Genomic DNA, 14549 nt, shown 5'->3' on the forward strand with positions numbered 1-14549 from the left:
ACCATGAGGCTGCCACTATGCCTTAGGATCGGGTGGCGGGAAAACCGAAATACGCCATCCCTGCAGCGCGCGGGAAAGCTCTCGTAACCGCAACGAACCATATTGAAAGTTCCCAGTTTCCAGAACTAGATGAGCGCGCAAATGGGAGAGACCGCGTGCCAAAGCCGATCGAGGCCGCCAGCGCCGATATACTACGCCGCCAACGGCAGTACCGGTTCGTTGTTATAGCGATCAGCGCCCTCCTCGTTGCGCTCGGCGCGGTCGTGATCGTCGCCTGGATCGCGCAGGTCCAGAGTATTCTCTCAGTGCTGCCCGGCTTCTCGTCAATGGCCCTGAACACGGCCCTATGCTTTGCGCTCTCCGGGCTCGGTCTCATCTCCTCCGTTCAACCCGGTCACCGCGGTCACATGCTGGCATTCCTGCTCTTCAGCCTTGCGGCAGCGATGAGCGGACAGCGGCTGATCGAGATCCTGTTTGTCGGAAATCAGGCGCAGATCGTCGAGCGCTTTCTCGCAAGCCTGATCGTTGACCCCGCCTTTACCGCGAGGGTCAATCGCGGCATGGCCCCGAATACGGCGGTCATCTTCTTCGTCGCCAACCTCTCGCTCGCTTTCGCGCTCTCCGGGCGAGCGGAGCGAACACAGCTTGTGCAGGAGCTTGTCGGCTACGTCGTCATCGGGCTCGGCATGGCAGCGCTTGCCGGCTATGCGACGCGGTCTGAGCAAGGATACCAATGGGGTGCCAATATCGGCATGGCCGTCCATACCGCGGCTGGGCTGGTGCTGTTCGGGTCGGCGATGCTGGCACGCTCCTGGTGGCTGAATCCGGAAAGTCGCGGCCGCATGCCGATCTGGTTGCCGGCAGTCGTTTGCCTTACCGGCTTATTCGTCGATCTCTATACGCCGCTCGGCGTGGCCAACGGCATTCTCTATGTGCCTCTCGTGCTCGCCTCCTTGTGGTTCGGCAACAAGAATGCACCCTTTTCCTTCGCGTTTGCTTGTTCCGTTCTCGTGTCACTCGGGTTCTTTGCGGTCGATCGGGCGGGCGCAGGCTACTGGTACGAGGCCACCAACCGGGCCATCACCATAGCGACGCTGTGGCTGGTCGCCCTGCTCGTCTTCTATTTTCTCCGCAAGGACAGCAGCCTGAATGCGGAGCGCATTCGCTTCGACAGCGTCATCAGAAACACGCCGAACGCCGTGATCGCCATAAACGCGGAAGGCTTAATCTCGCTGTTCAATCCGGCAGCGGAGAAAATGTTTGGCTATGCCGCCAAAGAAGCTATCGGCCAGAACGTTCGACTGCTGATGCCGGAGCCCTATCATTCCGAGCATGAGAGCTATCTTGCTCGGTACGCCCGGACCGGCGAAAAGCATATCCTCGGAACAACGCGGTCCGTTTCCGGCAGACGCAAGGGCGGCGAGGTATTTCCTCTCGATCTCTCAGTGAGTCGGTTGGCAACGGACACGACCATTACCTTCGTCGGCATCCTTCGCGACATTAGCGATCGCGTCGCGCATGAGGAGCAGCTGAAGACGATGTTTCGCCAATTGCAGGCCTATACGGCCGATCTAGAGCGCAGCAATGCGGATCTCGACGAGTTCGCCTACATCGCCTCGCATGACCTCAAGGAGCCCCTGCGCGGTCTGCACAATCACTCCCGTTTTCTCCTGGAAGACTATCAAAGCCAGCTCGACGAGGACGGCACCAGGCGTCTCAACCGGCTCGTTCTCCTTAGCCAGCGGATGGAGAAGCTTGTCAACGACCTCCTCTATTTTTCGCGCATCGGGCGGCAGCAGCTGGCAATCAAGCGCAGCGATGTCAACGCGATCGTCGGGGACGTCGTTTCGACCATGGAACTCTATCTGGAGGAGCGCCATGCCAAGGTTCAGGTCGAAGGTCGCCTGCCGGAGATCGTCTGCGATGCTCTGCGGTTGACGGAGGTCTACCGCAACCTGATCACCAATGCTGTCAAGTACAACGACAAGCCCGACCCCATCGTAACAATCGGACATCTCCAGCAATTCACGGGCAATGATGGCACTTCGGCACGCGACGTCTTCTTCGTCAGGGACAATGGGAAGGGCATTCCGGCTGAGTTCCACGAAGACATTTTTCGTATTTTCAAACGGCTGGAAAAGCCTAAGGATTCCGACGACGGTACCGGAGCCGGGCTGACCTTCGTGCGCAAGATCATCGCCCGGCATGAGGGCGATATCTGGCTGGAGTCCGAGGTGGGGCGTGGAACGACCTTCTACTTCACCTTGGGCCACAAAAGAGAGGACCAGAATGCCACAGCGTGAATCACAGCCGATCCTCATCGTCGAGGACAGCGAAGACGATTTCGAGGCAACGCTGCGCGCCTTTCAGCGTGCCAAGCTGAAGAATCCTATCCGCTGGGCAGCGTCGGGGCAGGATGCCCTGGAAGCGCTGGCCGCCATGATGCCGCGACCCGGCCTGATCCTGTTGGATCTGAACATGCCGGGCCTCGACGGCCGCAAGACGCTGGAGGCGATCAAATCTAATCCGGAATGGCGCAAGATCCCGGTCGTGATCCTTACGACATCCGACGACGAGCGCGACATCGAAGGGTGCTATGCGCTCGGCGCCAATACCTATGTGCAGAAGCCGGTGGATCTCGATGGCCTCTTCGCCGCCATACAACGGCTGAAGGAATACTGGTTCGAGATCGCCATCCTACCCGCCGATGGGGACGACCGTGGCTGACGACTGCGCCATACTCATCGTCGATGACAACGTCGACGACCGCGATTTCTATCGACGCATGCTCTCGCGGGTGTCCGAGGCCCACTACAGTGTTCGCGAGGCCGAAAGCGGCGACGAGGGAGTCGCACTTAGCCTTCAGAAACGTCCTGACTGCATCTTGCTGGACTACTCTCTGCCCGGCCGCGACGGCATCGGCGTGCTGGAAGAAATCCTGAAACAGGATCCGACCGCAAACGTCGTCATGCTGACCGGCCAAGGAAGCGAAACCATCGCCGTCGAGGTGATGAAGGCCGGAGCTCGCGACTACCTGACGAAGGATTCGCTCTCCCCGCAAACTCTTCATTGGTGCATCCAGAACGCCATCATGCATGGCGACCTCGAAGCCAAGCTGGAGCAGAAGCGGCAGTCGCTGGAAATCTTTACCCGCGCGATGGCGCATGACCTGAAGGAGCCGCTGCGCACGATCCGGTCGTTCAGCAAGATCCTGCAGGTTTCCCCGACGTTGTCAGACGAGGACCGCGAATTGCTGGACTACGTCGTCGGGGCAGCGGGTCACATGGAAGATCTCATCGTAAAGGTTTCCGGCTTTACCAAGCTCGAGGTTTCGGGCGAGCTGGAGTTGAAGCCCATCGCGCTTGCGGCAGTGATCGAACGCGTGGAGAGCAACCTTCGTGAACAGATCGCCAGTTCCGGCGCGTCGCTTTCCTATGGCGACCTGCCCGAAGTAATGGGCGATACAACGCTATTGGTGCAGTTGCTGCAGAACGTCGTCTCGAATGCAATCCGCTACTGCGTCGATCGGCCAGAAATCCATGTCTCCGCGGCAAGCGATGGTGAGATATGCCGCCTAGCCGTCCAGGACAACGGTCCAGGTATCGACGCGGAGCATCGCGAGGTCATCTTCCAGCCGTTCAAACGACTGGTGGGACGCGGCATCGAGGGCACGGGGCTCGGACTTGCAATCTGCCGGCGCATCGCGCAGCTGCATGGCGGCGCGATCTGGTGCGAAAGCAGGCAGGCCACCGGTTCGACCTTCGTCGTCGAATTGCCGCTTGCCAGACCCGCTGCCTCCGCTTCGGCAAATGTGCCGTATGGACATGCTGCCAATGTGTTGTCGCCAGCACCCGAAGGCTCGCCCAGGCTTGCCGAGGTTCTACTCGTCGAGGATAGCCCTGCGGACGTTCAACTGCTGAAGATCAAGCTGATGCAACGCGCCAAGGTGAACTTCAACCTCCATGTCGCCGGCAACGGCCGCGATGCCATGCGACTACTGCAGGAGCGGGCGACATCAGATGGCATCCCTGGAATCGACCTCATGCTGCTCGACATCAACATGCCGATCATGGACGGTTTCGAGGTTCTCGGGGCGCTTTCGGCGGACGCGCGGCTGAAGACCATTCCGGTTTGCATCCTGAGCACTTCTAGCGACGAAAGCGACATCCAGCAGGCAAAAAGACTTGGCGCTAGCGCCTACATGACCAAGCCGCCAACCCTCCAACAGTTTCAGGAGGCCTTGGCCGGACTGGACAGTTTGGATTTGAAGCCGCGCGGAGATAGCCTAGTTCTTTATGCGGAACCTTCGAGGCAAACTCCAATTGTAACGGCATGACGTTTATACTCGCACTGATTCTGGCGCTTACGACGCCCTCCACGCCATCCGGACTGAACTCAATGGTATCTGGCATCCATCACGTGACCCTTCTGACCCGAAAGGTACAGGCCAACGTGGATTTCTACGCGGGGTTTCTCGGCATGCGGCTGGTCAAGCAGACCGCGGGCTTCGAAGACGCCACGCAGCTTCATCTGTTCTACGGAGACACCGTGGGCAGCCCCGGCTCGTTGGTGACCTTCCTCGTCTGGGAGGATGGTTCGCCCGGTCGTGTCGGCCATAGCCAGATCGGCGAACTCTCGCTTGCCATCGATCCCTCCAGTATCGGTTATTGGCTCACCCGCTCTATGAGTTTCGGGTTTCGCTCCGAAGGTCCGGCCGACGAGTTTGGCGAACCCGTGCTGCGGCTGAAAGACCCCGACAACATCATCGTCAAGCTTGCCGGTGCTCGTAATCTGAAGTCCCCGGCCGCCTGGGATGGCGCCGGCGTGCCGATCGAGCATGCCGTGCAGCGGGTGCGCGGCGTTACCATGCTGACGGAAAAACCGGCCGAAAGCCGTGACTTCGTGGAGCGGCATTTCGGCTATCGCTTCCAGGAGAGCCGCGGCAACATCGAACGGCTTGTCTCTGAATCGGGCGATATTGTCGACGTCAGAAACGCTCAGGGCTTCTGGGCCGGCGCGCCGGGCACAGGGACTGCCGACCACGTCGCTTTCCGCGCCGCCAACGAAAAGCAGCTCCATAAGGTACACGATGCGCTGAAGGATGGCGGCGCGGCAGCGACGAACCTGCACGATCGCAAATATTTCGAATCGCTCTACGCCCGCGAGCCGGGCGGCACGCTAATCGAACTGGCGACTGACAAGCCCGGTATGATGGTGGACGAGCCGCAGGCCACACTCGGCACCAAGCTCTTCGTCCCCAAGGATCCGATCACTGACCTCAAGGACCTCAAGGTCGTGCTGCCGCAGTTTTCGATGCCGGGCGAGCCGCGCGTCAATTATCGCGACCTGCCTTTCGTGCACCGCTTCTATACGCCGCCAAATCCTGACGGCAGCGTGTTCGTGCTGTTGCACGGTTCGGGCGGTAACGAAACAACGCTGATGCCGCTCCTGCATGAGGCTGCCCCGCGTGCCACGCTGCTTGGTGTGCGCGGACGGGCGACCGAGGAAGGCATCCCGCGCTGGTACAAGCGCATCACGCCGTTCTCCTTCGACCAGGATGACATCAAGAGCGAAGCAGAGGCCTTCGCCGCCTTTATCGAGGGCGCCGTGTCGTCATACGGTCTAGATCCCAAGAAGATCGTCTATGTCGGCTATTCCAATGGCGCGAACCTGCTCAACTCGTTGCTCTATCTGCATCCGAATCTGGTGCACCGTGCGGTGCTGTTGCGCTCCATGCCTGTTTTGAAGACCTATCCGCATGCCGATCTAAAAGGCACGGATCTTCTTGTTATCAGCGGAAAGACGGATGCCTACGGAAAGTATGCGAACGAACTCGAAACGCGCCTCAAGCAATCGGGCGCGACAGTCGATTCGGATGTCATCTCCGGCGGACACGACCTCGGAGAGGGGGACGTCTCGATCATCCAGAAATGGCTGTCGCAGCAAATCAACTGAGCAGAGCGCCTTGTGGCGAAGGGCATCAGCGTCGAGCGATTCGGCTACAGCGCCTTGGTATAACTGGGGATAATAGCCCCCTTGCGAGCAAGGCGTTTGCCCGCGTGCTCCGACCCATGCCCAGGCGCCCGCAGTTTTGCCAGTTGTTGGCAGAGTAGTGTTTTAACGTCCGCACAGCGGCGGTAGCGGACAACACTACGTTGGCGGCATGAGACGACGATGAAGACATGCGAAATGGCACTCCAACAGATCCGATGGCTATCTATTCTCGAATCTGCACAGTGATCGCGCCATGCCGTTGGCAATGGCCAATGCTACCCAGAAGGGTGTTTGTGATCGTTTCTGTTAAGGACTACCGACTGCCGCAACGATTATTGCAAGCACTTATCGACAAAATACTTCTTATTGCATTTTGACAGGGGAATACTATAGAAACAACCGAAGCCACGCCAATCTTCTTTAATTTTGGCAAGCTAAAAATTCTTTGGTGCTTAGATAGAACTACATAAGATTATTTTTCATTGTTATTTTTACGATTAACTTTGATTTGTGACAAAATCTATATTTGTATTTATTTTCTGTCTTCTTGAGGCAAGAAATTACCACATTCGTCTGCGAACTGCTCCAACTGTTCTATTTTGCTGCAGCGCAAAAAGCTCCTTGCCGAAGCGGGGTCTCAGCCCTATCCTCGCCTCGACATCGATCGCAGAAGGGGAAATTGCATGCCTCCTCGGCCCGTGGACATCAGCCTGATTATCTCGTCGAGAAATCGGGCCTATGGACTGACGAACTGCCTGGATGCCGTGTCTGTTGCCGCCCGGCAGGCAGACTATCTGAGAGTTGAGCTGGTCTTCGTGGACAATGGATCCACGGACGAGACGTCGGACGTCGTTCGCCAATGGGCGTCGACCGCGCCGATCAAGACCAACTTGATCTACGAAGCGAAGCCCGGCCTCGCCGTTGCCCGCAACACGGGCCTGAACGCCGCGAGGGGCCGCATCCTTGCCTTTACCGACGACGACTGCGAGATTTTCCCAGACTATTTCACGACGCTTGCGGCGCTTTTCAGCTCGGATACCGAGATGGTCATGCGCGGTGGACGGATCGAACTCGGTGATGCCCGCGACCTGCCGGTGACGATCAAGCCTGAGATGGAACCCGCGGTGCTGACCAGCGACTTGCACGCCGGCGGCTTCATTCATGGCGCCAACATGGCGTTTCCGCATGGCCTGGTCGAAAGGATCGGCCTCTTCGACACGCGTTTCGGGGCCGGCACGCCTTTCCGCTCCGGCGAAGACACGGATTATGTCCACCGCGCCTTCAATGCCGGCGTGCGCGTCGAATATCTGCCCGATTTTGCCGTCAAGCACTTTCATGGACGGCGTGATCTCGCTGATATCAAGCGCCTGCAGACCGGCTACGCCTTCGGCAACGGAGCGCTGTACGCCAAATATCTCTTCGATCGTCGCTCGAACATGCGCGGCATGTTGCGCTGGGAAATCCGCCAGGCGCTCATGGAAGCCATGGGGCGCCAGAAACTCAACGAGGACCTTGGCCTGACCTATCGCAGCCAGCTTCGTGACAACCTGACCGGCATGCTCGCCTACTGGCGGGCGCCGAAGGCAAAGCAGCCCGCCTAGGGCGCCCGCCTCACCGTCAACGGAAACACGCGAGACCGATCGCGAGCCAGATTCGATTGGATAATGCATGGCCGATACGGCAATTGCGCACGCCGAGCTTAAGAAGAAAACCGCGCTCTCCGTCCTTTGGTCGGTCGTCCGCGTGGCCTGGAGCACGATCGCAACCTTTGTGATCTTCGTCATCCTGGCGCGCATTCTCGGGCCGGGCGATTTCGGGACCTTCGCGCTTGCGAGCCTGTTCGTGGAAATCGGCCGCGTGTTGGCTTATGCGGGCCTCGGCGATGCCGTCACGCGCCAGCTCGATCTCGACGAGGAGCTTGCCGACACGGCCTTCTGGGCGACGATCGCCTTCAGCGGCATCGTTGCCTCGCTGGTGTTCTTCTTCGCGCCCTACTACGGCGATCTGGTGCGCGACCCATCGGTCTCAGGCATTCTACGCTGGCTGGCGCCACTGCTTCCGATTTCCTCGCTGGCAGTCATCCACAATGCCCGCCTTGCCCGCGAGTTCGGCCACAAGAGCCTTGCCGGGCAGGCGATCGCCGCCAGCCTGCTGTCCGGCATCACCGCCGTCGTCTGCGCCTTCCTCGGCTGGGGCGTCTGGGCGCTCGTGGCGCAGACCGCGGTCAACGCTGCCGTGACCGTGCTCCTCGGCTGGTTCTACTATCCCTGGATGCCGAAGTTTCGCTTCAACGTGCCGATGTTCCGGTCCGTTTTCCTCTTCAGCATCAGCCTCGTGGTCACCCAGCTGATGTGGATGCTGCTTGCCCGCGTGCAGGACATCTTCATTTCGCGCTGGTTCGGCCCGGTCGAAGTCGGCCGCTACCGCATTGCCTGGCGACTGATCGAGCTGATCGGCCAAGCGGTGCTGGCGCCGATCGGCAGCGTGTCGCTCGTGACGCTGTCGCGCCTGCAGAACGACCACACGGCCTTTCGCAATGCCTATAACAAGATCGTCGGCGCTGCCGCGCTCGGAACCATCCCGCTGCTGCTCGGCTTCGGCGCTCTGTCCAACGACATGATCGCCCTGCTCTTCGGCGACAAGTGGGGCAATGCCGGCGATATCGCCACCGTTCTCGTGCTGATGGCGGTTCCCTTCGTCATGAACTTCTTCGCCTCGTCGGCGCTTTCTGCGGTCAACCGGGCGGAATCGATCCTGTCCGTCGCTGCCCTGCAGCTCGCGACGACGTTGATCCTCACCTGGCTGCTCGTCCCCTACGGCGTCGTGGCCGTTGCCGCGGGCTACACATTGCGGGCCTGGCTGACGATGCCCTATCAGCAATATGTGCTTGCACGATATGCGCATATCGACGCCAAGAGCACGTTGAAGGCTGTCGCCCTGCCCTTCTGCGGCGCGGCGCTGATGGCGGTCTGCGTCTGGTTCGCACATCCAGTCATCCTCGCACATATTCAAAACCGCTGGCTGGCGCTCGGCCTCAGCATCGGTCTCGGCGGACTGATTTACCTCGCCTTCCTGCCGATCTTCGGCCGCTCGGTCATCCGTCCGTACATCGCGCTTGCCATGTCCCTCAACCCATTCCGCAAACAGGCCGAAGCCTAGCCGCTTGCATGGACCCAAGTGTCCGCAAACAAGGAGCATTCCATGGAATCCAATATTACGATCATCAACCGTCTTCAGGGTGTGATCGCCAATTGCCTTTCCGATCTCTTTGATCCGTCCGAGCGTTTTGCGCTTCTCGACTTCCCGAACCACTACAACATCGGCGACAGTGCCATCTGGCTTGGCGAACTGGCCTATTTTGACCGGAAGCGCACCCGTCCGACCTACGTGACCGAGATCCCGACCTACGATGAAGGCCGGATGCTCAGCGCGATCGGCAACGGTCGCATCTTCCTGCACGGCGGCGGCAATTTCGGTGACATCTGGGCCGGCTACCGCCAGTTCCGCGAAGGTCTGCTCGACAAGCACAAGGGCCGGCCGATCGTGCAGATGCCGCAGACCATTCATTTCAAGGAACAGGCGAACGTCGACAGCACCGCGCGCGCGATCGAGCGTCACGGTCAGTTCACGCTGCTCGTCCGCGACCAGCGAAGCCTGGAATTTGCCCAGCGCTGGTTCCAGTGCGAAACGCGCCTTTGCCCCGACATGGCCTTCTGCATCGGTCCGGTCGCTCGACCGACGCCGCAGCACGAACTGCTGCTCAATCTGCGCGAGGACCAGGAGGTCGGTACCGCACAGGACTTGACAGCAGCAACCTTGCGTCCGGGCACCGTGAAATCGGACTGGCCCGACGAGCCTGCCGATTTCCAGCGCCAGACGAAGCACGCCGCGATCCTGAAGGGCCTTCTGACCGGCCGCATCGGCGGTCGCGCGCGGATGACGGAGCTAGCCTATCGCGAACGGGCGCAGCAGCGTTTCGACCGCGGCGTGGCTCTATTGGGCTCGGCACGCCAGGTCATTACCGACCGTATGCACGGACACATCATGTGCGTGCTTCTCGGCGCGGATCACTGCGTTCTCGATAACAGCTATGGCAAGACCAGCAGCTTCATCGCGGCCTGGGGCACCTGCAACAGCGACAAGGCGGAACTTGCCTCGACAGTCGACGAGGCGCTTGCGATCCTCGATGCGCGACGTGTCGCTCCTGCAGCGGTCGCCTGATTGAGATCAGCCTCGCCGGGCAACCAGAATCCCGGCGAGCACCACAATGCCGCCGATCGCCTGCATCGGACCGATCGGCTCGCTGAGCAGCACCCAGGCGAGGATTGCCGCCACCACCGGCTGCAGCAGCAGCGTCAGTGAGGAGAAGGCGGCTGGCAGATAGGCGAGCGCGTAGGCGATGGCCATCTGCCCTCCCGCGTGACTGACGAAGGCAAGGCCGAAGACGATTGCCCAACCATAGGCCGTCGGCGGCAGCATGTGGCCTTCGTAGAAGAATCCAAGCGGAAAGATGCAGACAGCGGCGGATGCCGTGCTCCAGAGCATGATACGGACAGTATCGAAACGGCTGCGAAGCTTGCCGATCGCCAGGATGTAACCGGCATAGAAGACGGCGGCGATGACCGCCACACCGTCGCCACGCAGGTCGCCATTGCCGAGTGCCGCAGGGCCTCCCTTCAGGATGACCACGCCTGCAAGCGCCAATATCAGCCCGAGAACGAACACACGGGTGACGGACGCGCCGAAAAAGAGAAGCCCGATCACCGTGACGAAGACGGGGGCAAGATTGGCAAGCAGCGTCGCATTGGCCACCGACGTCATGGTGATGGAGAGATGCCAGGCCGCCAGATCCATCGCGAGAACCACGCCCGGCAGGATCAGCAGGGCATAATCCGAGAGTTTTTCAGGCTTCGGGCCGGCGTTCTTGCCCTTGGCAAGCGAAAAAATGAAGAGCGGGATCAGGGCAAGCGCCACGCGCCAGAAGGCGGTTGCCATTGGGCCTACTTCCGACAGCCGAACGAAGATAGGCGAGCCGCCGATCGCCGCGCCGCCGAGGATCAGGGCGGCAAGAGCCAACCGGTTGGAGGTAGGGGGGTCTGCGATTGTGGAAGCGGCCTGCGACATGACTCTCGATGCTTTCTGAGCCGCCTGGAGACAGGCGACGGAACGGGCCTATCAGAAGCTGTACCGAGTGGATAGCCGAGGAGCGACAAGGGTAGGCAAAAGCGTAATCTTATTGTCCGCCGATGCGCATTTGCAGCACTGCGCCCATCAACCGGAAACGACGGTCGAGAATTCGGGCGTCCCGCGGATGGTGTTGCTGACCGTACAGATCTCTTCGGCCGCATGAGCGATCTTCAAGCGCGTCTCTTCGTCGATGTCACCCTTGATCGCGAAGGCAATGTTGAATGCCTGAACCCGCGACGGACCCTCGCTTGCCTTCTCGCCCGTCACGTCTGCAGTGATCTCGGTTACGCGGTCGAGAATGCCCATCTGGCTCGCAGCGATGCGGGCGCTGAGGACCAGGCAGGCCGACAGCGACGCATATAGAAGGTCCAGCGGATTGAAACCAGGCTGCGAAGCGCCGGTGACGATATGCAACTCGCCCTTAGTGGCCGACGTGACATGCGGAAAGCCGGTGCGGCCGAGAACGGCGGTTGCGCCAACGGGACGGGGGCGCGCCTTGAGGTCGGCCATGGGAAAATCCTTTGGTGATGATAGCCTGCTCTAGATAGGGATTTTGAACCGCCGCGGCAACGCGCATTTGATCTGCTCGCGGCGGGAACAGACAATCAAAAGTGATTCGGCCGGCGACAATCGGCCCGCTCGTCAACCTCAGTTTCCCATCCCGATTTCTGAGGATAGCTCCGAGTCAGCTTCAAGGCGCAATATGCAAATGCACTAAAACAGAAACGACTCATTGGAGTTATCCATGCGAGCACTTGCGGCTGTTCCTGTTGCACCCAGCGTTATCATCGATGCCGAGCCCTTCGGCTACGTCAGAAAAGTCTATGTCGACGAAGACCCCTGCTGGGGTCTTTTCGATTCCGACGGCGACGTGATCTTTGTCGGCGACGCCGCCAGCGATTGCCATGACTACGCGGCCAAGGAACAGATCCGCATACAGATCATCCACTGAAGCTCCGGTCCGACGGCACCACACCGTCAGAGCCTGAGATCACGAGCGGATATCTGCACCAAGAGCGTTCGGCAAGGCGATCACGCCCCGCCGAACACCGCGTTGGGTGATGTCAGCGATACGAGGGTGCCGACGGTGTGACGACGACTTTTCCGCTCGAGAAGATGATGAACGCGAAGAGCAAGACGCCCACAAAGGTGACGACAGAAGCGAGCGCGACGATCGGCTCCATCGCCGCATTGCCCTGCAGCATGAGATAGAGCGACGGCACCATAAGGACGATGCCGGCCGTGTAGACGTAGTACTGGATCATGGCCAGGCGCGTCTCCGCCTTCTGTGGATTGAGCGCATGGTAACCGCCGAAGATCGCCATGGTCACCCAGCCTAACAGATTACAGTGCGCATGGGCGCCGATGACGGTGTGATCTTGGGAGATCGCCATGTTGAGACCCATGACAATGCCGATAATCAGAAATAGAATTGCGGTCTTAAAGTATAGCTGCGAGATGCGTGGCATAGAGTATCCCCCTCCGTTTGCGCCGTTAGTATTATCATTGCAAAAGCGGATTGAGAACGGCAGATGAACGGAGTTTTAACCTTCGGAAAATCACCATGTTACCATCGCGTGAGCCATGTCCCGAAGGCGGCGCGCCGGCATCGCCGCGCGGAAGTGCCACAGCCCCGCCCAGTAGCTATTTCTTAAGCACTTTCTTAAACTCATTCCCGCTATTCTGTCTCGTCGGCACATTCGCGGAGAGCGAGATGAGAGACATCTACAAACCCTTCGTCACCACAGACGACCCCGATCGGGACGTCCGCTGCCAGGACGCCCTGCAGTTTGCCTTCCGCGATCTTGTCGCAGCATCGGTCGAGGCGGGCTGGAGCGAGCATGAAGCGCTCGAGGCCATCATCACGCTCGCGGACGACGCCCTAAGGCGGATCGGCGCCAATGATGACGCGCAGACACTGCTCGATGTGCTGCGCAGGATGGCGTAATTCCGCTCGACCTCAGCGGACCACCGGCGGTCGCAATTGCCTTCGTAAAAATTGCTCGAAGAGCTTGTATCATTCCCGTGGAATGAGAGTACACCGATGAAATCGGCCCCATAAGATTAATCGGCGGGGACTGCTTGGGAGTTTTTACGTGCTCTTGCCGCTTTAGCGAAGGGCACAAAAATGCTCCAATCTCTCATATCGCTTACAGACCATGATGTTGCGCGCGTTACCGATGCCGTTCGGCAATGGTGTTCCGCCCAACGGATCGACGTTGACAGCAGTGAAGGGCATCGCGCCCTTACCGCCGCAATCGATCTTGTCCTGACGAGGCGAGGCGAAGCGCTGTTCGAGGAGCTCGTCCAGCGGCTCAACCGCGAATAGCACTATCGGGCCCGATGCTGGCGGTCGATCGTAGCAGAGCGATCAGGGTGCCGTGACTCGCTCTGGATGGGGATTGTCTGCGTACGAGATATCCATAACAATATGGCGTTGAGAGCTGTCATTCGGATCCAGACCGGGGGACAAGATGAACAACGCCTCAAGTCCCGAACGCGTTACATCGGCTGGGCACAGGCTCAGTGGCGGCAGGCATCTCGACGTTCACTACCTGGCGCTAAAGGACGAGTACGATGCTACGCTTCGCGCCACCGGCATCCGACCCGGTTGGTCGGTGCTTGACGCTGGTGCCGGGAATGGGGTCTTCCTGCCTTTGATGGCGGAATTGCTGGGTAGCCAGGGACACATCGAGGCTCTGGATCTGGCACCCGAAAATATCGAGGCAATCGAAAGCCTGATTGCCGATCAACAATTTCCCTGTCCGATAAGCACGCGAACCGGAGACATGACCGCGCTGCCACAAGAGACGGGAACGTTTGATGCGGTTTGGAGCGCGAACGCCAGCCAATATCTGAGTGACGAACAGCTCGCCCGCGCAGTCGAGGAGTTTCGCCGCGTCGTAAAGCCAGGCGGGCTCGTGGCCGTGAAAGAGGTCGACATCTCGGTTTGGCAATATCAGCCGCAAGATCGTAAGCGCGATTTTCGATGCGCATTGACGGCTGCTGCACTGCTGGCCTCGCATCAGTACCGAGATCCGGCTCTGTTAGGCGGTGGATGTTTTCGAGAAGTTGATTGGTAGCAGGTCGCCGATGTCGGCGTCGTCGTCTCGCTGCGGCAACTCAGTGAGCGCGTGTCGTAGCCAGATCAGAGGGTCGACGCCACAGGCGCGGCATGTCAGCATGAGACTGTAGATCACGGCGCTGGCCTTGGCTCCGTCAGCAGTGTCGCTGAACAGCCACGATTTTCTTCCGGTCGCAAAAACCCTAATGTCGCGTTCCAGAATGTTGTTATCGATCGGCATCCTGCCGTCGCTGGTGTAACGCGTCAGGTAATCCCATTGGTTCAGGGTGTAGGACACAGCATC

The 14549-nt window shown here is 59.7% G+C and carries 15 protein-coding genes; 11 read left to right on the forward strand and 4 right to left on the reverse strand.

The window, feature by feature from the left end; all coding sequences use genetic code 11:
- The first annotated feature begins 155 nt into the window (after nt 1-155).
- From FHT76_RS12730 to FHT76_RS12760, 7 genes are all read left to right on the forward strand, one after another.
- Nucleotides 156-2303, forward strand: coding sequence for a PAS domain S-box protein (locus FHT76_RS12730; protein ID WP_183860248.1), 2148 nt, complete (start codon nt 156-158; stop codon nt 2301-2303).
- Entirely contained in the window at nt 2290-2727 is a 438-nt protein-coding gene (locus tag FHT76_RS12735) for a response regulator (protein ID WP_183752730.1), read from the forward strand. Before FHT76_RS12730 ends, FHT76_RS12735 begins: the two co-directional genes overlap by 14 nt.
- Complete coding sequence (locus FHT76_RS12740) at nt 2720-4336, forward strand: response regulator (RefSeq protein WP_183860250.1); 1617 nt, start codon at nt 2720-2722, stop codon at nt 4334-4336. Before FHT76_RS12735 ends, FHT76_RS12740 begins: the two co-directional genes overlap by 8 nt.
- A complete protein-coding gene (locus tag FHT76_RS12745) occupies nt 4333-5955 on the forward strand; it encodes a VOC family protein (RefSeq protein WP_183860252.1) in 1623 nt (540 codons plus the stop codon). Before FHT76_RS12740 ends, FHT76_RS12745 begins: the two co-directional genes overlap by 4 nt.
- A gap of 722 nt (nt 5956-6677) precedes the next feature.
- The gene (locus tag FHT76_RS12750; RefSeq protein WP_183752736.1) at nt 6678-7595 is read left to right on the forward strand and encodes a glycosyltransferase family 2 protein; all 918 of its coding nucleotides are present in this window, start codon (nt 6678-6680) and stop codon (nt 7593-7595) included.
- Nucleotides 7596-7662: 67 nt separating this feature from the next.
- Nucleotides 7663-9153 (forward strand): lipopolysaccharide biosynthesis protein, encoded by a 1491-nt coding sequence (locus FHT76_RS12755; protein ID WP_016552720.1) that lies wholly within the window; start codon nt 7663-7665, stop codon nt 9151-9153.
- 42 nt (nt 9154-9195) lie between these two features.
- Nucleotides 9196-10215, forward strand: coding sequence for a polysaccharide pyruvyl transferase family protein (locus FHT76_RS12760; protein ID WP_183752738.1), 1020 nt, complete (start codon nt 9196-9198; stop codon nt 10213-10215).
- A 6-nt stretch (nt 10216-10221) separates the two neighbouring features.
- On the opposite strand, the gene FHT76_RS12765 is transcribed toward FHT76_RS12760, so the two are convergent.
- Nucleotides 10222-11118, reverse strand: a complete 897-nt coding sequence (locus FHT76_RS12765) for a DMT family transporter (RefSeq protein WP_183860254.1) — start codon at nt 11116-11118, stop codon at nt 10222-10224.
- A 147-nt stretch (nt 11119-11265) separates the two neighbouring features.
- On the reverse strand, nt 11266-11691 hold the full coding sequence (locus FHT76_RS12770) for an OsmC family protein (protein WP_183860256.1): 426 nt from the start codon (nt 11689-11691) through the stop codon (nt 11266-11268).
- A 235-nt stretch (nt 11692-11926) separates the two neighbouring features.
- Between FHT76_RS12770 and FHT76_RS12775 the strand changes: the two genes are divergently transcribed.
- Nucleotides 11927-12133: a hypothetical protein gene (locus FHT76_RS12775; RefSeq protein WP_016552716.1), complete on the forward strand. Its 207-nt coding sequence runs from the start codon at nt 11927-11929 to the stop codon at nt 12131-12133.
- A 112-nt stretch (nt 12134-12245) separates the two neighbouring features.
- On the opposite strand, the gene FHT76_RS12780 is transcribed toward FHT76_RS12775, so the two are convergent.
- A complete protein-coding gene (locus tag FHT76_RS12780) occupies nt 12246-12650 on the reverse strand; it encodes a hypothetical protein (RefSeq protein WP_183860258.1) in 405 nt (134 codons plus the stop codon).
- A gap of 245 nt (nt 12651-12895) precedes the next feature.
- On the opposite strand from FHT76_RS12780, the gene FHT76_RS12785 reads away from it, so the two are divergent.
- The 3 genes from FHT76_RS12785 (at nt 12896) to FHT76_RS12795 (ending at nt 14264) form a co-directional block, all read left to right on the forward strand.
- Nucleotides 12896-13129 carry a hypothetical protein gene (locus FHT76_RS12785; protein WP_183860259.1) on the forward strand — a complete coding sequence of 78 codons (234 nt, stop codon included), beginning with the start codon at nt 12896-12898 and terminating at the stop codon, nt 13127-13129.
- Between the two features lie 180 nt (nt 13130-13309).
- Nucleotides 13310-13510: a hypothetical protein gene (locus FHT76_RS12790; protein WP_183860261.1), complete on the forward strand. Its 201-nt coding sequence runs from the start codon at nt 13310-13312 to the stop codon at nt 13508-13510.
- 145 nt (nt 13511-13655) lie between these two features.
- Nucleotides 13656-14264: a class I SAM-dependent methyltransferase gene (locus FHT76_RS12795; protein WP_259185611.1), complete on the forward strand. Its 609-nt coding sequence runs from the start codon at nt 13656-13658 to the stop codon at nt 14262-14264.
- Here the strand turns inward: FHT76_RS12795 and FHT76_RS12800 are convergent.
- On the reverse strand, nt 14229-14549 hold a 321-nt coding region (locus FHT76_RS12800), incomplete at its 5' end, for a transposase (protein WP_259132222.1). The genes FHT76_RS12795 and FHT76_RS12800 overlap by 36 nt on opposite strands.

Source organism: Rhizobium sp. BK176, assembly GCF_024808055.1.

Excerpts from the sequence above, each read along its gene's own strand:
- FHT76_RS12735 (WP_183752730.1), top strand. The coding sequence starts at position 2,290 with ATGCCACAGCGTGAATCACAGCCGATCCTCATCGTCGAGGACAGCGAA.
- FHT76_RS12745 (WP_183860252.1), top strand. The coding sequence starts at position 4,333 with ATGACGTTTATACTCGCACTGATTCTGGCGCTTACGACGCCCTCCACG.
- FHT76_RS12750 (WP_183752736.1), top strand. The coding sequence starts at position 6,678 with ATGCCTCCTCGGCCCGTGGACATCAGCCTGATTATCTCGTCGAGAAAT.
- FHT76_RS12755 (WP_016552720.1), top strand. The coding sequence starts at position 7,663 with ATGGCCGATACGGCAATTGCGCACGCCGAGCTTAAGAAGAAAACCGCG.
- FHT76_RS12760 (WP_183752738.1), top strand. The coding sequence starts at position 9,196 with ATGGAATCCAATATTACGATCATCAACCGTCTTCAGGGTGTGATCGCC.
- FHT76_RS12765 (WP_183860254.1), bottom strand. The coding sequence starts at position 11,118 with ATGTCGCAGGCCGCTTCCACAATCGCAGACCCCCCTACCTCCAACCGG.
- FHT76_RS12770 (WP_183860256.1), bottom strand. The coding sequence starts at position 11,691 with ATGGCCGACCTCAAGGCGCGCCCCCGTCCCGTTGGCGCAACCGCCGTT.
- FHT76_RS12775 (WP_016552716.1), top strand. The coding sequence starts at position 11,927 with ATGCGAGCACTTGCGGCTGTTCCTGTTGCACCCAGCGTTATCATCGAT.
- FHT76_RS12780 (WP_183860258.1), bottom strand. The coding sequence starts at position 12,650 with ATGCCACGCATCTCGCAGCTATACTTTAAGACCGCAATTCTATTTCTG.
- FHT76_RS12785 (WP_183860259.1), top strand. The coding sequence starts at position 12,896 with ATGAGAGACATCTACAAACCCTTCGTCACCACAGACGACCCCGATCGG.
- FHT76_RS12790 (WP_183860261.1), top strand. The coding sequence starts at position 13,310 with ATGCTCCAATCTCTCATATCGCTTACAGACCATGATGTTGCGCGCGTT.
- FHT76_RS12795 (WP_259185611.1), top strand. The coding sequence starts at position 13,656 with ATGAACAACGCCTCAAGTCCCGAACGCGTTACATCGGCTGGGCACAGG.